An 18,243-nucleotide genomic window follows, 5' to 3' on the forward strand; every position below is an offset into this window, starting at 1 on the left:
ACAACCCCGTGCGGGCCCTGACCGCCCGCACCGACCCCATCCCCCGGCTCGGCCACGGCGAGCGCCCCGGTCTCACGCCCGACCCCGAGTGGTACCGCACCGCCGTGTTCTACGAGGTGCTGCTGCGCGCCTTCGGCGACTCCGACGGCTCGGGCACCGGCGACCTGCGCGGGCTCATCGACCGCCTCGACTACCTCCAGTGGCTGGGGGTCGACTGCCTGTGGATCCCGCCCTTCTACCCCTCGCCCCTGCGCGACGGCGGGTACGACGTCGCCGACTACACCGCGGTGGCGGCGGAGTACGGCACCGTCGAGGACTTCCAGGAGCTCCTCGAGGAGGCCCACTCCCGGGGGCTGCGGATCATCATCGACCTCGTCATGAACCACACGAGCGACCAGCACCCGTGGTTCCAGGCCTCCCGGGCGATGCCCGACGGGCCCTACGGCGACTTCTACGTGTGGAGCGACGACAACACCAAGTACGGCGACGCCCGCATCATCTTCGTCGACACCGAGACCTCGAACTGGTCCTTCGACCCGGTGCGCCGCCAGTACTACTGGCACCGCTTCTTCTCCCACCAGCCCGACCTCAACTTCGAGAACCCCAAGGTCATCGAGGCGATGCACGACGTCGTCCGGTTCTGGTGCCGGATGGGGGTGGACGGCTTTCGGCTGGACGCCGTGCCCTACCTCTTCGAGGAGGAGGGGACCAACTGCGAGAACCTCCCGCGCACCCACGAGTTCATCCGGGACCTGCGCGCGATGGTCGACCGGGAGTTCCCCGGCACGCTCATCCTCGCCGAGGCGAACCAGTGGCCCGAGGACGTCGTCGAGTACTACGGCACCGAGTCCGACCCCGAGTGCCACATGTGCTTCCACTTCCCGGTCATGCCGCGCCTCTTCTACGCGCTCCGCGAGCAGCGGGCGCACGCGATCCGCGACATCCTCGCCGACACCCCGGCGATCCCGCGGGGCGCCCAGTGGGCGACCTTCCTGCGCAACCACGACGAGCTCACCCTCGAGATGGTCTCCACCGAGGAACGTGCCGCCATGTACGGCTGGTACGCCGAGGACCCGCGCATGCGCGCGAACGTCGGGATCCGGCGGCGGCTGTCCCCGCTCCTGGGCAACTCCCGCGCGGAGATCGAGCTCGCGCACGCGTTGCTCCTGTCCCTGCCCGGCAGCCCGTACCTCTACTACGGCGACGAGATCGGCATGGGGGACAACATCTGGCTGCCCGACCGGGACGCCGTGCGCACGCCCATGCAGTGGTCCCCCGACCGCAACGCCGGTTTCTCCACCGCCGACCCGGGCAAGCTCTACCTGCCCCTCGTGCAGTCCCTGGTCAACCACTACCAGGCGGTCAACGTCGAGGCGCAGTACGCGACACCCACCTCGCTGCTCCACTGGGTGCGCGGCATCCTCGAGGTGCGCCGCGCCCACCCGGTCTTCGGGACCGGCGGCTTCGAGTTCCTCGAGGTGGACAGTGACGCCGTCCTCGCCTTCGTGCGGGAGAACGACGACGAGGCGATCCTCTGCGTGATGAACCTCGCCAACACCCCGCGCGCCGCCCATATCCAGGCCCCGCGGTTCGCCGGTCGGCAGCTCACCGACCTCTTCGGCGGGGCGGTCTTCCCGGACGTCGACGCGGGCGGCCAGGTGACCCTCACCCTCGGCTCGCGCGACTTCTTCTGGCTGCAGCTGGAGCCCGCCGCGCCGGCCGCCCCCGCGGCCCAGCCACCGGCGAGCGCCCCCTCGGCCGCCACCCCGCTCGAGCCCCTGCCGCCCGCGGACCACCGGGAGCCCTGATGCCGACCCTCACGCCGTCGTTCGCCGACTTCCTGCCCGAGTGGGTCGCCCGGCAGCGTTGGTACACCGCCAAGGGGCGCACGCCGCAGCTGCAGCGCGTCGGCGGCCTGCGCTACCAGGACCCCGAGGGCGAGGTGGGCGTGGAGACCTGGCTCGTCCAGGACGACGGCGGCCCCGCCCCCGTCGTCTACCAGATCCCGCTCACCTACCGCGGTGCGCCGGAGCCCGAGCTCGCCCACGCGCTCGTCGCGCAGGCCGAGCACTCCGAGCTCGGCCCGCGGTGGATCTACGACGGGTGCCACGACCCGGTCTACGCCCGGCTCCTCCTGTCGACGATCCTCGGCGGGGAGACGGTCGAGTCCGACGGCGGCGCCCAGTACGGGCGCGCCGCCGGCCACCGGGCGGGCGGCGACGGCGCGATGACCGCGCACACCGCCGGCGAGCAGGTGCGGGTGCTGCGCGGGGAGCAGTCCAACACCTCGATCATCTTCGAGGGCGAGGACGGGCCGCCGGTCATCTGCAAAGTCTTCCGGGTGCTGGCCGACGGCCGCAACCCCGACGTCGTCGTCCAGGAGGCCCTCGCCGCGGCCGGCAGCACGCGCGTGCCCGCGCCCCTCGGCGACCTCTACGGGGAGTGGCCCGGGGCGGGGGACCAGCGCCGCCACGGCCACCTCGCCTTCGCCCAGGAGTTCCTCCCCGGGGTCGAGGACGCGTGGCGGGTGGCCGTCCGGGCCGCCGCCGACGGCGCCGACCTCACCGAGCGGGCCACCCACCTGGGGTCCGCCGTCGCCTCCGTCCACCGCGACCTCGCGGCCGCCTTCCCCACCCACGAGGCCACCGCGCCGGTGCGCTCGCAGCTGCGCGCCACCTGGCGCCACCGCGCCACTGCCGCGCTGCTCGAGGTCCCTGGGCTCGAGGAGCACCGCGAGACGATCGCCGCCGTCTACGCCCGCACCGAGAACACGACCTGGCCGGGTCTGCAGCGCATCCACGGCGACCTCCACCTCGGGCAGGTCATCGAGGCCCCCGGGCGCGGGTGGCTGCTCCTCGACTTCGAGGGCGAGCCGCTGCGCCCGCTGGGTGAGCGCACCGCCCCCGACCTCGCGCTGCGGGACGTCGCCGGGATACTGCGCTCCCTGGACTACGCCGCCGGCGCGGCGCTGCGCGAGCACGGCGCCGAGGTGGCCGACGACTGGGTGGCGCGGGCGCGCGGCGCCTTCCTCGACGGGTACGCGCGCGAGGCCGGCCGCGACCCCCGGGAGGACGCCGAGCTGCTCGCCGCCCTCGAGCTCGACAAGGCCCTGTACGAGGCGGTCTACGAGGTTCGCAACCGCCCCGAGTGGCTGTCGATCCCCGTCTCCGGGGTGCGGCGGCTGCTCGGCGTGACCGCCCCCTGACCCTTCTCGCGCGACAGCACGGACGTGATGGAAGAGTGGACGACATGACGAACGACGAGAGCCCGGCACCGGCCCCCGCCCCTCCTGCGCCCGGACCGGCCCCGGTCGACCACGGCGTGCTCCACGCCGTCGCCGCGGGCCTGCACCACCAGCCCCACGACGTGCTCGGACCACACGTCGGCGAGGACGCCGTGACCATCCGCACCCTGCGGCCCCTCGCGGACGCCGTCGTCCTCGTCACCGCCGACGGGCGCCAGCCCTTCGAGCACGAAGCCGAGGGCGTGTGGGTGACCACCGTCCCGGGCACCGAGGTGCCCGACTACCGCCTCGAGGTCACCTACGGCCCGGACACCCACCAGACCGACGACCCCTACCGCTTCCTGCCGACGCTCGGCGAGCTCGACCTCCACCTCGTCGGCGAGGGCCGCCACGAGCAGCTGTGGACGGTGCTGGGCGCCCACGTGCGCCGCTACCCCTCCGCGCTCGGTGAGGTCACCGGCACGTCCTTCGCGGTGTGGGCTCCCAACGCGCGCGCCGTACGCGTCAAGGGTGACTTCAACGGCTGGGACGGGCGCCTCTCGGCGATGCGCTCCCTCGGCTCCAGCGGCGTGTGGGAGATCTTCCTTCCCGGCGTCGCGTCCGGTGCCCGCTACAAGTTCGAGATCCAGTACCGCGACGGCACCTGGCACGAGAAGGCCGACCCCATGGCCCGCGCCGCGGAGCACCCGCCCGCGACGGCCTCCGTCGTCACCGAGTCCCACTACGAGTGGCAGGACGAGGAGTGGATCGCCCGCCGCGCCGCGACCGACCCGCACTCCGGGCCGATGAGCGTGTACGAGGTCCACCTCGCCTCGTGGCGCCCGGGCCTGAGCTACCGGGACCTCGCCGTCGACCTCGTCGACTACGTGGCCGGGCTCGGCTTCACCCACGTGGAGTTCATGCCGGTCGCCGAGCACCCCTTCGGTGGCTCGTGGGGCTACCAGGTCACCTCCTACTACGCCCCGACGGCGCGGATGGGCGGCCCCGACGACTTCCGCCACCTCGTCGACGCGTTCCACCAGGCCGGCATCGGCGTCATCATGGACTGGGTCCCGGCACACTTCCCCAAAGACAGCTGGGCGCTGGCCCGCTTCGACGGGACACCGCTGTACGAGGACCCGGACCCGCTGCGCGGGGAGCAGCCCGACTGGGGCACCCTCGTCTTCAACTTCGGGCGGCGCGAGGTGCGCAACTTCCTCGTCGCCAACGCGCTGTACTGGCTCGAGGAGTTCCACATCGACGGCCTGCGCGTGGACGCGGTCGCCTCGATGCTCTACCTCGACTACTCCCGCGAGCCCGGCCAGTGGCGCCCCAACGAGCACGGCGGCCGGGAGAACCTCCAGGCGATCAGCTTCCTCCAGGAGACCAACGCCACCGCCTACCGCCGCGTGCCCGGGATCGTCATGATCGCCGAGGAGTCCACCGCGTGGCCCGGCGTCAGCGCGCCCACCGACCAGGGCGGGCTCGGCTACGGGCTCAAGTGGAACATGGGCTGGATGAACGACACCCTGCGCTACCTGGCGGAGGAGCCGATCAACCGGCGCTACCACCACGGGGAGCTCACCTTCTCCCTCGTCTACGCCTTCTCCGAGCAGTTCGTCCTGCCGTTGAGCCACGACGAGGTCGTCCACGGCAAGGGCTCGCTCCTGCGCAAGATGCCCGGCGACCGCTGGCAGCAGCTCGCCGGCGTGCGCGCCCTGCTCGCCTACCAGTGGTCCCACCCGGGCAAGCAGCTGCTGTTCATGGGCTGCGAGTTCGCGCAGGAGGAGGAGTGGTCGGAGTCCCGGGGCCTGGACTGGCACCTGCTCGACCACCCGCCGCACGCCGGCACCGCCGACCTCGTGCGCCGGCTCAACGACGTCTACCGCGCCCACCCGGCGCTGTTCGCCGACGACTTCTCCCCCGCCGGCTTCCAGTGGATCGAGGCGGGCGACGGCGACCACAACGTCATCAGCTTCCTGCGCACCGACCCCTCGGGCGAGGGCCGCGACGTCGTGTGCATCGTCAACTTCGCCGGCGCCCCGCACGAGGGCTACCGGGTGGGGCTGCCCCACGCCGGCACGTGGACCGAGATCCTCAACACCGACGCCGAGGAGTACGGCGGCTCGGGCGTGGGCAACCTCGGCCGCGTGCTCGCCGAGGAGCTGCCGTGGAACGGCCGCCCGGCCTCGGCGCGCCTGCGCATCCCGCCGCTCGGTGCCCTCTGGCTCACGCCGGAGTCCTGACCCCCACCCCTCTCCCTCACCGCATATGCGGAAGATGCGCTGCCCCGACCGGTCGGGGCAGCGCATCTTTCCCGCACATGCGGGCAAGGGGCGGGGGCTAGTAGAGGGCGCTCGCGAGGTTGCGGCGGGCGTCGGCGACGGCGGGGTCGGCGTTGCCGACGATCTCGAAGTACTCGACGATGCGCTTGCGCGCCTCCTCGCGGTCCTCCCCCGCCGTCGCACGGACGACGGCGATGAGCCGGTCGAAGGCCGCCTGCGGCCGGCCGGCCGCGATCTCGGCGTCGGCCGCCGCCAGGTGCGCGGCGACGTCGGTGGGCGCGACGCCCTCGGCGTCGGTGATGGCCTGCAGACCGCCGGAGCTGGCGGTGCGGATGATGAGCTCGACCTGCGCGAGCGCCGCGCTGGCCTCGTGGTCCGCCGGGTTCTCCTTGAGCGCCCGCCGGTAGGCGTCCGCGGCGGCGGGGTAGTCCTCGCGCTCGATCGCGTCCAGCGCCTCCGCGTGCAGCGGGGGCAGCGGCGGCTCCTCCGGCGCGGCGGGCTCCTCCTCGGCACCCGAGCCGCTCACCGTGCCGGTGACCCCGGCCTGGGCGGCGACGCGCAGCAGCTCGTCGATGACGGCGCGCAGCTGCTCCTCGGGGTAGTCCCCCTGGTACAGCGGCACGGGCTGGCCGCGGACGATGGCGACGACGGTCGGCACCGCCTGCACCTGGAAGGCCTGGGCGATCTGCGGGCTGGTCTCGACGTCGACCCGGGCGAGCTGGACGCGCCCCCCGAGGTCGGTGACCACCTTGTCGAGCACCGCGGACGGGCCGCCCGCGTACGCGGCCGACACCTCCACGACGACCGGCACACGCATCGACAGCTCGACCGTCTGCTGGAAGGTCGCCTCGGTGACGTCGACGACGACCGGCGCCTCGGTGGCGTCACCGGCGGGTGCCGACGGCGACTGGGGCGGGCGGGCCAGGGCTGAGAGGTCTACGGCTCCGTGGAGGTTGATCGAGGGCTGGCTCATCGGTGTCCTTGCTCTGTGCGGTGAGGTCCTGACGACGACGTTACCCCTCGCCGTCGTCCTCTTCCTCATCCTCCGGGGCCCGGTCGCTCACCCCGACGTTCGCGAGCACCTGCGTGGCGCCGAGGACGGCGACCTGCTCGTCGCTGCCCTCGGGCGGCACGGAGAAGGCGACGGGGATGAGGTAGTGGGCGCGGGCCTCACCGTCGATCCGGGGGTCCTGCTCCATGAGGAGACCGAGGTCCCCGCCCGCCTCGAGGGTGGAGCCCTCGACGGTGCGGCGCAGGTTGAGCCGCCCGTCGATGACGCCGACGACGAGCGCGCCGCCCTCGGCGGTCTGCATGGCCGAGACGGAACCCTCGCGCACCCCGTAGCTCTCGCTCACCTCACCGGCCACCTCGACGGTCGCCCGCAGCGCGGAGATCATCTCGGCGTAGCCGGTGCGGAAGGGATCCTCGGCGAAGAGCGCGGCGCCCCCTCCGTCCGGGTCGGCCAGGAGGTCGGCGTAGCGGGCGACGGTCTGCTGCGGGGTGGCGGCCAGGCCCTCGGCGTCCGGCGCCAGCTGCGCGCTGCCCGCGTCCGGGCGCGCGGTGCTCGGGGTCTGCGCCCCCGGCAGCAGCGTGGTCCAGAACCACAGCTTGTACTGGCTGCGGGCGTCCTCCTGGGTGAGGACGAGCAGGAGCGGCAGGTTCGCGTCGTCGGGCACGTGGGAGACGACGTACAGCGAGCGCGGCCACTCGTCGGTGGCGGCGACGACCTCGACCTGGCTGTCCGTCGTCAGGGGCGTGGGCGTGCGCTCCCCCTCCGAGGCGGTGCTCAGGCGGTACTCGGCCTGGCGCATCGCCAGGGCGGGGCCGGTGAGGCGGTCGGTGAGGAGCTCGGGGTCCAGCGCGGCGTCCGCCTCGTCGACGGTCTCCTCGACGTCGGCGAGGATCCGCTCGATACGGTCCTCGTCGAGCACGGGCAGCGGGGCCGTGGCGCTCGGCTCGGGCGCGGGCTGCGGGACGTCCTCCGAGCAGCCCACGAGGAGCAGCGCGGTGACGGTGGCACCGGCGGCGAACCGGGTGACCCTGCGGCGGGGGTGGGGGGTGGCGCCGGTCATCGTCGCTCCTCTCCGTCGTCGTCCATGGGCTGGGTGGGTGGGGTGCGGGGGCCGGCGGTGCCGCCGAAGCCCCAGACCGAGCGCCACGACGGCGGGGCGGGCTCGTAGCCCTCCTCGTCGTCGGCCTCGGGTGAGCCGTCCGGGGTGCCGGCGGACTCCTCCGGGGCGAGCTCGGCCGGCTCGGGCTCCTGCTCCTGCGGCTCGACCTCCTCGAGCGCGGGCTCGAGTGGTTCGACCTCGCCGGCCCTCGCCTCGTCGTCGGGGCCCGCGGTCGCGAGCGGCTCCGGCTCGTGGACGGCCGGCTCCGGCCGGGTGGCCGCGTGGTCCGTGACGACGGCGTCCGCGTCGTCGGTGTGTGCGTCGTCGCCGGGTGCGAACGGGACGGGCGGGGGCAGCGCGTCACCGGTGGCCCGGGCCCGTTCGGAGTGGTCGAGCGCCTCGAGCTCGCGGATCTGGCGGCGGGTGAGGCGCTCACCGGTCCCCGGGTCGGTGTCGGTGATGCTGCGTGCCGGGCCCTCGGTGCGGCCTGCCTCCCGGCGGCGCTCCTCACGCCGCGCGAGGACGTCGAGCACGAGCATCGTGACGCCGGCCACGAGGGCGAGCACGCCGACGACGATCCCCGGGACGAGCCAGGGGGTGCTGACCTGGCGGCCCCACTCGAGCTCGATCTGCGGCGCGGGGCCGGTGCCGTCGGTCGCGGCGACGAGGCTCCAGCGGCCCGGGCTGTCGGACCAGCTGAGCTCGGCGGAGCCCGTCGAGACGGTCTCCACGACCCACAGGTCCGAGCCGGCCGGGTCGGGGAGCCCGGCGGGCTGCTCGGCGGGCTCCTCGGCGCCGTCGGTCGGGGCGTCGGTGGGTGCCGCCGCCGGAGCGCCGGTGACGACCTCGGTGGTGAGCTCCTCCCACGAGGACAGGCCCGTCACCCGCATGTGGTCGGCGCCGTCGAGCCAGGCGTCGACCTCCGAGCTGCGCCCGATGGCGAGGACGACCTGCTCGTCGTCGCCGGCGGTGGCCCGCACGGTGACCTCGGGGTCGACGGCGTCCAGGACGCCGGGCCCCGTCACCACCACGGGCACGTCAGGACGCTCACCGAGCGCGAGCGTCGCGGTGTCGGAGGAGCGTACGACGACGGCTGCGACGACGGAGGCCAGGATGACGAGCACGCCGGCCAGGGCGAGCATCAGGGGCATTCTGCGTCGGGTCACGGGGTGGGGATTCCTCCCAGGTGGGCGCGGGTGCGACGACCCAGGATACGCCGCGGGCCGCGCCACCGCGTTATCAGGTTGTGACCAAAGTGCGACGATCCCGCGAGGGCTCCGTATCGCCCGGGTGGTCCGTCAGGGGCCCCGGTTACGCTGGCCCTGGCCCGCAGGAGCGTGCCGCCCCGTGAGCAGGAGGACAGATGAGCGAGGACCAGCCCGTGTTCCCCGTGGTCATGCGCGGCTACGACCGTGCGCAGGTCGACCAGCGGATGCACGCCCTGGAGACCGCGCTCGCCGGTGCCCGGCAGCAGGTGGCGGCCCTCGACGAGCGCACCATGCGGCTGTCCGGGGAGCTGTCCCAGGCGCAGCGCGAGCTGCGCGAACGCGCTCAGCCCACCTACGCCGGCCTGGGGGCGCGCATCGAGCAGCTGCTCCGTTCCGCCGAGGAGCAGTCCTCGGGCGTGGTCGACCGGGCCCGCGCGCAGGCTGCGGAGGCCGTCGCCGCGGCGGAGCAGCGGGCGGCCGAGCTCACCGAGCGCGCGGAGTCCGAGGCCGCCTCGCGGCTGGCCGCCGCCCGCCGCCAGGCCCAGGAGACGCTCGAGGACGCGCAGCGTCAGGCCGGCTCCGCCCTCGAGGTCGCCCAGCGCTCCGCCGAGGAGATCGTCTCCTCCGCCGAGCGGGAGGCCGCCCGCGTCCAGGAGACCGTCCGCGACGAGGAGCAGCACCGCCGCGCGGACCTCGACCGCGAGCTCGCGCTCACCCGTGCCACCGCCGAGCGTGAGGTCCTCGAGCTGCGGACCGCCGCGGAGGCGGAGGCCACCCGCCTCCGGTCCGAGGCCACCGTCCTCCACCAGGAGGCGCACAACGCCCTCGAGCAGGCGCGCGCCGAGGCGGAGCAGGTGCGCCACCGTGCCGAGCTCGAGGCCGCGACGCTGCGGGAGGAGACCGAGCGCGCTGCCGCCGCGGCCCACGCCGAGGCACGCGCCGCCACCACCGCCCTGGCCGAGGAGACCGAGCGCCGGGCCGCCGACGCCGAGGCGCGCCTCGCCGAGTCCCTCGGCCGCACCGAGTCCGTCCTCGCCGACGCCGACGCCGCCGCGGCGCGCCGGGTGGAGCAGGCGCGGGAGGAGGCCGAGCAGGTGCTCGCCGAGGCGCGCGCCGAGTCCGAGCGCCTGCTGCGCGAGGCCGCCGAGGCCGCGCAGCGCGAGCGCGACACGCTCGCCGAGGAGATCGCCGACCTCTCCCGGCAGCGCGAGGACATCACGACCTACCTCAACGAGCTGCGCGGTGTCCTCGCCACCCGGACCCCCGCCGCCTCCGCGCAGCCGCAGGAGCCGAGTGACGGCGCCGCCGCGGACCTCGCCGCGGCCCGGGCGGACGTCGCCGCCGCCGGTCTCGCCGCCGCCCAGGCGGACGTCGTCGCCGCCGGCCACGACGACGCCGGCGCCCCTGACGCGACCGACGTCACCGCGGCGGAGGGCGAGGTCCACGTCGGGACGACCCCGCAGGACGTCGTCGAGGACGAGGACGCCGCGGCGGCCGAGCCCGACGAGCTCGCCGGCGACGACGAGGAGACCACCGGGACCGACCCCGGCAGCGCCGCCGCGGACGAGGCCGCTGCCCACGCCGGGCCTGCCCCGGGCGCGACCGACGAGCCGCGGACCGAGGTCATGGACGCCGTCTCCGGGGAGACCGCCGTCATGCCGGCCGTCGAGGACGAGCGCCGCTGACCCCACCGGGCTCGGTGGTGGGTCCGGTCACCGGCCCGGCCCGGCCCGGGCGCGGCCGGTCCGCTAGCCTGGGCTGCGGCGCGAGCGACTGCCGCCGCGAGCCGGGACGACCCGCTCGCCAGCCCGGTCACGGGGACGACCCCGTCACGAGGGACCCGGCCATGTCCACCGCCCGCTCGATCCTCACCCCCGCCGCCGCCGCGCGGCTCCTCCTCGGCTGGGGCGCCGTCCTCGCCCTCGCGCTGTCCGGCCCGCTGCTCGAGGCGCCCGTCCCCAGGCCCGTGCTGGTGGCGGCGCTCGTCGTCATCGTCGGGGTCGTCCTCGTGTGCGCCTTCGGTGTCGTCCACGAGGCCGAGCACCTCGCGCGACGGCTCGGGGACCCCTACGGCTCCCTCGTCCTCACGCTCTCGATCGTCGTCATCGAGGTCGTCCTCATCTCCGCCGTCATGCTCGGCCCGGGCGAGCACACGACCATCGCCCGCGACTCGGTCATGGCCGTGTCGATGATCATCCTGGGCCTCGTCGTCGGGCTCGCGCTCCTCGTCGGTGGCAGGAGGCACGGTGGCCTGGCGCCCAACGCGGCCGGCGCCTCGCAGTACCACTCGGTGCTCGTCGTCCTCGTCGCGCTCGCCCTCGCGGTCCCTGCCGCCCTGGGCACCGACGGCTCCTACACCTCCGCGCAGGCCGTGCCGGTCGTCCTCGTCACGCTGGGGCTCTACGCCTTCTTCCTCGCCCGGCAGACCGGCGCCCAGGCGGCGGACTTCCGGGAGGTCTCCCGTCGGGGCGTGCCGAGCGCGACGACGGCCGGACGGACGCACGTGCGCGCGGTCCTCGCCGAGCACCGCGCCGACGTGCTCCTGCGCACCGGGCTCCTCGTCACCACCGTGCTCCCCATCGTGCTGCTCTCCCACGACATGGCCGCCCTCCTCGACGACGGTCTCGGCCGGCTCGGCGCGCCCACCGCCCTGGCCGGGGTCCTCATCGCGATGATCGTCTTCCTGCCGGAGTCGATCACGGCCGTGCGCGCCGCCCTCGCCGGGGAGATCCAGCGGGTGAGCAACCTCTGCCACGGCGCCCTGGTCTCCACGCTGGGCCTGACGATCCCCACCGTCCTCGTCATTGGCATGCTCACGGGGCAGGCAGTGGTGCTCGCCGAGTCACCGCTCAACCTCCTGCTGCTCGGCGTGAGCCTGCTGCTGTCGGTGACGACCTTCGCCGCCCCGCGCGTCACCGCCACCCACGGCGCCGCGCACCTGGCGGTCTTCGCCGTCTACGCCGTCACCGTCCTGTCCTGAGGCGCGCTCAGCGGACCATGCGGAGGTCGGCGATACCGCCGAACCGCTCCTCCACGCGGCGCTCGCCGGTGAGGGAGAAGCCGGCCCGCTCGTAGAAGCGCTGGGCGCGCTCGTTGCCCTCGGCCACCCACAGGTAGGCCGGGGCGTCGCCGACCGCGTGCTCGAGCAGCGCCCCGCCCAGGCCCTGGCCGTGCCAGCGGGCGAGCACGTACAGCCCGGCTAGGAGGAGCGGGCGCAGCTCACCGGGGCCGGTGGCCTCGGCCCGGGAGAAGCCGGCGAGCTCACCGGTCTCCCGCACGGTGCCCACCCAGGTGGTGCCGGCGTCGGGGTCCTCCAGGCGCCGCGCCCAGCGGGCCGGGGCCTCCTCCTCCATGCGGGCGTAGACGGGCTCGGGCACGCCCTGCGCGTAGGTCTCCCGCCAGCAGCGGACGTGGAGCTCGGCAAGAGCGACGGCGTCGTCGGGGCGTGCTGCGCGGACGTGGAGAGGGCCAGCCATGACGCACACGCTAAGCCACCGGCCCCCGGTTGCGGAGCACCACCACCAGGCCCACGCTGGCTGCTACGCGACGACAGGAGTGACGATGAGCGAGCGCCACGACCCCGAGCACCCCGACAAGCCGGACTCCCCCACCGACATCAGGAAGCCGTCGTGGACCTACGTGCTGCGCAAGACGGTGCGCGAGTTCATCCGGGACGACTGCACCACCCTCGCCGCGGGACTGACGTACTACGCGGTGCTCTCGCTCTTCCCGGCGCTCATCGCGCTGGTGTCGATCCTCTCCCTCGTGGGCCAGGACGAGCAGGGCACGAGCCAGATCGAGACCATGCTCGGTGACGTCCTGCCGGCGAGCACGATGGACACGCTCGAGCCGGTGCTCCAGAGCCTCACGAGTGCGCCGGCGCCCGGGATCGGTCTCGTCATCGGTCTGCTCACCGCGCTGTGGACCGCGTCGAACTACGTCACCGGCTTCGCCAAGGCGATGAACAAGATCTATGAGGTCCCCGAGGGCCGTCCGATCTGGAAGCTGCGCCCGTGGACCTACCTGCTCACCCTCGTCCTGCTCCTCCTCGTCGCGGCCGCCATCGTCATCCTCGTCGTCAGCGGCCCGGTCGCCCAGACGGTCGGGGACACGATCGGCCTGGGGTCCGCCGCGGTGACCGTGTGGAACATCGCGAAGTGGCCGGTGCTCGTCGTCATCGTCATCGTCATCATCGCGCTGCTCTACTACGCCGCCCCCAACATCAAGCAGCCCAAGTTCCGCTGGATCAGCATGGGCGCCGTCATCGCGATCGTCGTCGCGGCGCTCGCGACGGTGGGCTTCGGCTTCTACGTCTCGCGCTTCAGCAGCTACAACGAGACCTACGGGGCGCTGGCCGGCGTCATCATCTTCCTCCTGTGGCTGTGGATCATGAACCTCGCGCTGCTCTTCGGCGCCGAGTTCGACGCCGAGCTCGAGCGGGGACGCCAGCTCCAGGCCGGCATCGAGGCCGAGGAGCAGATCCAGCTGCCGGCGCGCGACACCACGGCCTCGGACAAGAAGGCCGAGCAGCACCGCGAGGACGTCGAGCGGGGCCGCGCGCTGCGCCGCTCGCACGGCCGCACCCAGGACGAGGGCGCCGCAGCGGCGCCCGGCGGACGCCACTCCCGCGGCGACGACGACTGACCTCCCCCGGGCCGCCCGGCGGGACCCGTGGGGCGGCCCGCCGTCGGTCTACGCTGGGACCGTGAGCGAGGAGCACGACTGGGCGCAGCAGCGGCGGGAGGCCGCGGCCGTCCACGCCGACATGCTCGAGCAGCGACAGCGCGCCGAGCACGAGAGGGCCGCCCGGCTGCTCCACGACTTTGCCGCCGTCGCCCGCGACCGGGTCCCGGCCGAGCCGCTGCGGGTGCGCGGCTACGGCGGCCGCGGGGTGGCGCGCAGCACCGTCACCGGCTGGTACCTGCGCACCGACCGCTCCGCCGGCCTCAGCACCGACGGGGACTTCTACGTCCTCACCGCCCCGCTCGGCCTGCGGGAGCGGCTGCGCGGCGTCGACCTGCGCCCCACCCCGCCCCCGATGGTCCTCGGCGCCGGCGGCCGGGACGGGGAGTCGATCGACCTGCCCGACGCCCTCGAGCGACTGCTGCCCGGCTGGCGCACGCTCGGCTGAGGCCTCCTCAGGCAACCGAGGCGTGCAGCCGCCGCAGCGCCTGCGCCACGGCGGCCGGCTCCTCGACTGCGCTCATGTGCCCGGCCCGCGGGACGACGACGAGCTCGGCCTCCCCGCCCAGCGCCCGGGCCATCACCTCGGCCGCCTCCTGCGTGCTCGTGAGGTCCTCCGCGCCGCGGAGGACGAGTCCGGGCACCTCGAGGTCCTCGAGCGCCGCCACGCGGGCGGGCCGGGCGGCCATCGCCCGCTGCGCCCACGCGATCCCGGCCGGCGACCCCTGCGCCGCCCACTCACGCACCCGGTCCACGACCTCCGGCCGCTCGGCCCGGGTCGTCTCCCCGAGCACGACGTCGACCATCCCGGCCACGGCGTCGGCACCGGTGCGACCGGCCTCCTCCGCCATGCGCAGCCGGCCCGCGCGCGCGTCGTCGCTGTCGGCGTCGGCCCTCGTGTCGAGGAGCCCGACGGCGGCGAGCAGTCCGCGGTGCCGCTCGGCGAGCGCCAGGGCGACGTACCCGCCCATGGACAGGCCGGCGACGACGGCGCGGTCGACGCCCTGCTCGCGCAGGCTCGCCGCGACGGCGTCCGCGTAGGTCTCCAGGGACGGTCCGGGCTCGCGGGACACGGCGGCGGCGACGTCGTCGGGAGCCGGCGAGGCGCCGAAGCCGGGGGCGTCGAGGGTGAGGACGGGGACGTCGGGCAGCTGCGCGACGACGTCGTCCCACATGCGCGAGTCCAGCGGGAAGCCGTGGAGCAGGACGAGGGGCAGGCCGCTCGCCGGCCCGTGGCGGTGCAGGGCAAGGGGTGCGGTGCTCATGGCCTGAGGATGGCACGCGGGTGTCCCGGGCCGCACGCCCTCACGTGCGGCCCGGGACGGCGTCTCAGTCGGTGCTGACGTTCTCGTAGGCCCGCATGACGGTCGCCTGCGCGTCGGCCAACGCCTCCTCGGGCGTCTTGTCCTCGAGCAGCGCCGCCGTCATCGCGTTGGTCAGCTCGTTGGTGATCTCCTGGCCCACCGGTGAGGCACCGAAGGACTGCCCGTACTCGACGACCTCGTAGTAGGTCTCGATGACCTGGTCGAACGCCTCGTTGCCGGAGGGCTGGACGTGCGCCTCGCGGATCGCCTGGTCGGCCTCGGGCGAGCCGGTGAACAGACCGGTGTTGACCCCGCCCTCGGCCGCGATGGTCGCCGCGCGGGCCTCGCCGGCCGCCTCCCACGCATCGAGGGAGGTCACCTCGACCATCCACGCGCAGGCGCCGTCCGGGTTCGCCGCCCCGACCGGCACGACGAAGGCCGTGCCGCTCGCGACTGCGAAGGGCGCACCGTCGGCGTCCCGGAAGGGCACCGCGCCGAGCTCGACCTCGTCGACGTAGGGCGACAGGACGTTGGGGTACCACTGCGCGTTGACCTGCGCCCCCACCTGGTCGGCGACGAACTGGTTCTGCTCGCCGAAGAAGTCGAAGGAGTCGGCGAAGCTCTTGTACGGCGCGTAGCCGCCCTGGGCGTCGATGATCGCCTTGACGTGCTCGATCGCCGCGACGTTCGCGGGGTCGTCGAGGGTCGGGGCGCCGTCCTCGTCGGTGAGGGTGCCACCCATGCCGAGCACCCACAGCGGGGCCTGGCCGGTGGGCTGCGGGTCGAAGCCGAGCGTGGAGGGGTTGCTCCCGCTCTGGGTGAACATCGCCTCGATCGCCGGCAGGAGGACGTCGAGGTCCGAGGTGTCGATGTCCTCGTCGGCCACCCCGGCCGCGCTCATCACGTCCCGGTTCAGCAGCACCGCGGGCGGCTGGTAGAACTGCGGCGTCGCCCACACCTGGTCCTGCCAGCGCACGTCGTCGACGACGAAGGGGTACCAGTGCTCGTCGGGCACGACCTCGTGGGCCTCGAAGCACTGGTCGAGCGGCTGGATGAGCCCCTGGGCGGCGTAGGTGCCGACGTAGCGGCGGTCCATCTGGACGACGTCGGGGACGTCGCCGCTCGCGATGCGGGTGGTGAACTTCTGGGCGTCGAAGCCCGTGGGGTCGAGCTGGATCTCGACGTCGGTGAGGGCCTGCTCGGCGTGGTCGAGGCGGGCCTGGCCGACGTCGTCGGCGTTGTCGAAGGCCCACGCGTCGATCGCGCCGGTCGCCTCGGTGGAGAAGGAGGTGGCCTCGCCGTCGCCCGAGCCGCCGTCGCCCGATCCGCCGTCGTCGCCGGAGCCGCCGCAGGCCGCGAGGAGCAGGAGGGCCGGGACCATCCCCGTCGCGACGAGTGTGGAGTGACGCGTGTTCATGTCGTTCCCTTTCTCACGGTGGAGGGTGGACGGTGACCCGTCGGGGCACCGCCTCACCCCTTGCGCCCGGTGGTCGCGATGCCCTCGATGAAGTACCGCTGGCCGAAGGCGAACAGGACGAGCATCGGCAGGGTGACGAGGAGCGAGGCGACCATGACGTACTGGTAGTCGCCGTGGCCGCCCGCCGTCGGGCTGTAGCGGGTCATCGCGTAGGCGATGCCGAGCGGCGCGGTGAAGTCCTCCACGCCTCCGGCGTTGAGGTAGATGAGCGCCGCCTGGAGGTTGTTCCAGCTCGCCTGGAACTCGAAGAGGAAGACGATGATGAACGAGGGGATCGACAGCGGCATGACGATCCGCCAGAAGATCCGCCAGTAGCTCGCGCCGTCCATGCGCGCCGCCTCGAAGAGCTCACGGGGCAGGCCGAGGAGGAACTGGCGCTGGAGGAAGATGTAGAACGCCGAGCCGAAGAGGTTGAACGCCCACAGCGGCGCCCACGTGCCCAGCAGCCCGATCTCCTTCCAGATGAGGTAGGTCGGCACCATGGTCACGGCGCCGGGCAGCATCATCGTGCCGAGGACGAGCCCGAAGAGCGTGTTGCGCCCGGGGAAGCGGAAGTGTGCGAAGCCGAAGGCGACCATCGTGCTCGAGACGGCGACCGTGGTGGCGGCGAGGAGGGCGATCGCCAGGCTGTTGAACAGCCAGCTCGTCAGCGGCAGCTGCTCCCACACGTCGGCGTAGTTGGACCACACGAAGGTCTCGGGGACGAGCCTGTTGTCGAAGACCTGCCCGCGCGGCTTGAGGCTGGCGGCCACCAGCCACGCGAACGGGTACATGAAGACGAGGGCGAAGAGGATGACGAGCACCCACAGCACGAGCTTGCCCGGCGAGAACCGGAACGGGGGCTTGCGCCGTCGTCGGGAGCCGTAGCCCTCGGTGCCGCTGACCTCGTCGGCGATCCGGTCGGTGGCGACGACCGCCTCGGGTGAGTTGAGGGCCGACATCAGCGCTGCCCCTCGTAGAAGACGAGGCGGTTGCCCACGCGCACCTGGATGACGGTGACGACCATGATGATGACGAACATCAGCCACGCCATCGCGGAGGCGAAGCCGAAGTTGAACTGCCGGAACGCCTGCTGGAACAGGTAGACGGCGTAGAAGAGCGAGGCCTCCGGGGCGGCGTTGTTCTGGTCGCGCCAGAACAGCAGGTAGGCCTGGTCGAAGGTCTGGAAGGCCGCGATGCTCAGCACGATGACGTTGAAGAACAGCGCCGGGGAGATCATCGGCAGGGTGATCCACAGGAACTGGCGCACCGGCCCGGCGCCGTCGATGGAGGAGACCTCGTAGAGCTCGCGCGGCACGTTCTTGAGCGCCGCGAGGAAGATGACCATCGTGCCGCTCACCGCCCACAGCGACATGAGGACGATCGAGGGCTTGACCCAGTCGGGGTCGACGAGCCACTGCGGACCGTCGATGCCGAGGACGCCCAGCCCCTGGTTGATGGCGCCGGTGTTGCCGTTGAGCAGGAGGAAGAAGACGGCGGCGGTGGCGACGGCCGGCGTCATCTTCGGCAGGTAGTAGATGGTGCGGAAGACGCCGCTGCCCCGACCCAGCTTCGACAGCAGCATCGCCAGGGTGAGCGCGAAGACGATCTCGAGCGGGACGAGCATGACGGCGTAGAAGAGCGTGTTCGCCAGCGAGGTCGCCACCCGCGGGTCCTCGACGAGGTTCTCGAAGTTCCGGGTGCCCACGGGCCGCATCTGCCCGGTGGCGAGGTTGTAGTCGCTGAAGGCGATGAACAGGCTCCACACCATGGCGCCCGCGGTGAAGATGAGGAAGCCGACGATCCACGGGGAGATGAAGAGGAGACCGGTGAGGGCCTCACGGCGGTTGTAGCGGACGTTGCGCCGGCTCCTGCGCGCCCGGCGGGCAGCGGACGGCGACCCACCCGCACCCAGCGTGACCGACTCAGCCACCGGAGGGTCCGCTCGTGCTCGTGCCGTCGTGCGGTGCCAT

General features: G+C 73.6%; 15 protein-coding genes. 7 read left to right on the forward strand and 8 right to left on the reverse strand.

The window, feature by feature from the left end; all coding sequences use genetic code 11:
• Positions 1 to 8: 8 nt before the first annotated feature.
• The 3 genes from treS to glgB are packed head-to-tail and all read left to right on the forward strand — an operon-like array spanning position 9 to position 5,469.
• On the forward strand, positions 9 to 1,808 hold the full coding sequence (gene treS, locus DSZ44_RS06115) for a maltose alpha-D-glucosyltransferase (protein ID WP_110851921.1): 1,800 nt from the start codon (positions 9 to 11) through the stop codon (positions 1,806 to 1,808).
• Positions 1,808 to 3,205, forward strand: a complete 1,398-nt coding sequence (locus DSZ44_RS06120; protein WP_110851734.1) for a maltokinase N-terminal cap-like domain-containing protein — start codon at positions 1,808 to 1,810, stop codon at positions 3,203 to 3,205. The genes treS and DSZ44_RS06120 overlap by 1 nt, the downstream gene beginning before the upstream one ends.
• A gap of 44 nt (positions 3,206 to 3,249) precedes the next feature.
• A complete protein-coding gene (gene glgB, locus DSZ44_RS06125) occupies positions 3,250 to 5,469 on the forward strand; it encodes a 1,4-alpha-glucan branching protein GlgB (RefSeq protein ID WP_110851923.1) in 2,220 nt (739 codons plus the stop codon).
• Between the two features lie 97 nt (positions 5,470 to 5,566).
• On the opposite strand, the gene DSZ44_RS06130 is transcribed toward glgB, so the two are convergent.
• From DSZ44_RS06130 to DSZ44_RS06140, 3 genes are read right to left on the reverse strand one after another with little or no spacing between them, the layout of a single operon-like run.
• Complete coding sequence (locus DSZ44_RS06130) at positions 5,567 to 6,481, reverse strand: tetratricopeptide repeat protein (protein ID WP_110851735.1); 915 nt, start codon at positions 6,479 to 6,481, stop codon at positions 5,567 to 5,569.
• Positions 6,482 to 6,521: 40 nt separating this feature from the next.
• Positions 6,522 to 7,580, reverse strand: a complete 1,059-nt coding sequence (locus tag DSZ44_RS06135; RefSeq protein WP_110851736.1) for a DUF8094 domain-containing protein — start codon at positions 7,578 to 7,580, stop codon at positions 6,522 to 6,524.
• On the reverse strand, positions 7,577 to 8,785 hold the full coding sequence (locus tag DSZ44_RS06140) for a hypothetical protein (protein WP_181424550.1): 1,209 nt from the start codon (positions 8,783 to 8,785) through the stop codon (positions 7,577 to 7,579). The genes DSZ44_RS06135 and DSZ44_RS06140 overlap by 4 nt, the downstream gene beginning before the upstream one ends.
• A 197-nt stretch (positions 8,786 to 8,982) precedes the next feature.
• On the opposite strand from DSZ44_RS06140, the gene DSZ44_RS18955 reads away from it, so the two are divergent.
• Both DSZ44_RS18955 and DSZ44_RS06150 read left to right on the forward strand, forming a co-directional pair.
• Positions 8,983 to 10,512 carry a coiled-coil domain-containing protein gene (locus tag DSZ44_RS18955; RefSeq protein ID WP_112133034.1) on the forward strand — a complete coding sequence of 510 codons (1,530 nt, stop codon included), beginning with the start codon at positions 8,983 to 8,985 and terminating at the stop codon, positions 10,510 to 10,512.
• Between the two features lie 161 nt (positions 10,513 to 10,673).
• Complete coding sequence (locus tag DSZ44_RS06150; protein ID WP_110851738.1) at positions 10,674 to 11,807, forward strand: calcium:cation antiporter; 1,134 nt, start codon at positions 10,674 to 10,676, stop codon at positions 11,805 to 11,807.
• 7 nt (positions 11,808 to 11,814) lie between these two features.
• On the opposite strand, the gene DSZ44_RS06155 is transcribed toward DSZ44_RS06150, so the two are convergent.
• Positions 11,815 to 12,303, reverse strand: a complete 489-nt coding sequence (locus DSZ44_RS06155) for a GNAT family N-acetyltransferase (protein ID WP_110851739.1) — start codon at positions 12,301 to 12,303, stop codon at positions 11,815 to 11,817.
• 85 nt (positions 12,304 to 12,388) lie between these two features.
• On the opposite strand from DSZ44_RS06155, the gene DSZ44_RS06160 reads away from it, so the two are divergent.
• Both DSZ44_RS06160 and DSZ44_RS06165 read left to right on the forward strand, forming a co-directional pair.
• Complete coding sequence (locus DSZ44_RS06160; RefSeq protein ID WP_110851740.1) at positions 12,389 to 13,471, forward strand: YihY/virulence factor BrkB family protein; 1,083 nt, start codon at positions 12,389 to 12,391, stop codon at positions 13,469 to 13,471.
• Between the two features lie 61 nt (positions 13,472 to 13,532).
• Positions 13,533 to 13,958 (forward strand): hypothetical protein, encoded by a 426-nt coding sequence (locus tag DSZ44_RS06165; protein ID WP_110851741.1) that lies wholly within the window; start codon positions 13,533 to 13,535, stop codon positions 13,956 to 13,958.
• Positions 13,959 to 13,965: 7 nt separating this feature from the next.
• On the opposite strand, the gene DSZ44_RS06170 is transcribed toward DSZ44_RS06165, so the two are convergent.
• The 4 genes from DSZ44_RS06170 to DSZ44_RS06185 form a co-directional block, all read right to left on the reverse strand.
• Positions 13,966 to 14,775 carry an alpha/beta fold hydrolase gene (locus DSZ44_RS06170; protein ID WP_110851742.1) on the reverse strand — a complete coding sequence of 270 codons (810 nt, stop codon included), beginning with the start codon at positions 14,773 to 14,775 and terminating at the stop codon, positions 13,966 to 13,968.
• A gap of 64 nt (positions 14,776 to 14,839) precedes the next feature.
• Positions 14,840 to 16,231 carry an extracellular solute-binding protein gene (locus DSZ44_RS06175; RefSeq protein ID WP_110851743.1) on the reverse strand — a complete coding sequence of 464 codons (1,392 nt, stop codon included), beginning with the start codon at positions 16,229 to 16,231 and terminating at the stop codon, positions 14,840 to 14,842.
• A 53-nt stretch (positions 16,232 to 16,284) separates the two neighbouring features.
• Positions 16,285 to 17,232 (reverse strand): carbohydrate ABC transporter permease, encoded by a 948-nt coding sequence (locus DSZ44_RS06180; protein WP_110851744.1) that lies wholly within the window; start codon positions 17,230 to 17,232, stop codon positions 16,285 to 16,287.
• Positions 17,232 to 18,203, reverse strand: a complete 972-nt coding sequence (locus tag DSZ44_RS06185; RefSeq protein WP_373681234.1) for a carbohydrate ABC transporter permease — start codon at positions 18,201 to 18,203, stop codon at positions 17,232 to 17,234. Before DSZ44_RS06185 ends, DSZ44_RS06180 begins: the two co-directional genes overlap by 1 nt.
• Positions 18,204 to 18,243: the final 40 nt, after the last annotated feature.

Origin of the sequence: Georgenia satyanarayanai (assembly GCF_900116375.1) — a bacterium.
In the GTDB taxonomy this organism is placed as follows: Bacteria; Actinomycetota; Actinomycetes; order Actinomycetales; family Actinomycetaceae; genus Oceanitalea; species Oceanitalea nanhaiensis.

Excerpts from the sequence above, each read along its gene's own strand:
- DSZ44_RS06120 (WP_110851734.1), top strand. The coding sequence starts at position 1,808 with ATGCCGACCCTCACGCCGTCGTTCGCCGACTTCCTGCCCGAGTGGGTC.
- glgB (WP_110851923.1), top strand. The coding sequence starts at position 3,250 with ATGACGAACGACGAGAGCCCGGCACCGGCCCCCGCCCCTCCTGCGCCC.
- DSZ44_RS06130 (WP_110851735.1), bottom strand. The coding sequence starts at position 6,481 with ATGAGCCAGCCCTCGATCAACCTCCACGGAGCCGTAGACCTCTCAGCC.
- DSZ44_RS06135 (WP_110851736.1), bottom strand. The coding sequence starts at position 7,580 with ATGACCGGCGCCACCCCCCACCCCCGCCGCAGGGTCACCCGGTTCGCC.
- DSZ44_RS18955 (WP_112133034.1), top strand. The coding sequence starts at position 8,983 with ATGAGCGAGGACCAGCCCGTGTTCCCCGTGGTCATGCGCGGCTACGAC.
- DSZ44_RS06150 (WP_110851738.1), top strand. The coding sequence starts at position 10,674 with ATGTCCACCGCCCGCTCGATCCTCACCCCCGCCGCCGCCGCGCGGCTC.
- DSZ44_RS06155 (WP_110851739.1), bottom strand. The coding sequence starts at position 12,303 with ATGGCTGGCCCTCTCCACGTCCGCGCAGCACGCCCCGACGACGCCGTC.
- DSZ44_RS06160 (WP_110851740.1), top strand. The coding sequence starts at position 12,389 with ATGAGCGAGCGCCACGACCCCGAGCACCCCGACAAGCCGGACTCCCCC.
- DSZ44_RS06170 (WP_110851742.1), bottom strand. The coding sequence starts at position 14,775 with ATGAGCACCGCACCCCTTGCCCTGCACCGCCACGGGCCGGCGAGCGGC.
- DSZ44_RS06175 (WP_110851743.1), bottom strand. The coding sequence starts at position 16,231 with ATGAACACGCGTCACTCCACACTCGTCGCGACGGGGATGGTCCCGGCC.
- DSZ44_RS06180 (WP_110851744.1), bottom strand. The coding sequence starts at position 17,232 with ATGTCGGCCCTCAACTCACCCGAGGCGGTCGTCGCCACCGACCGGATC.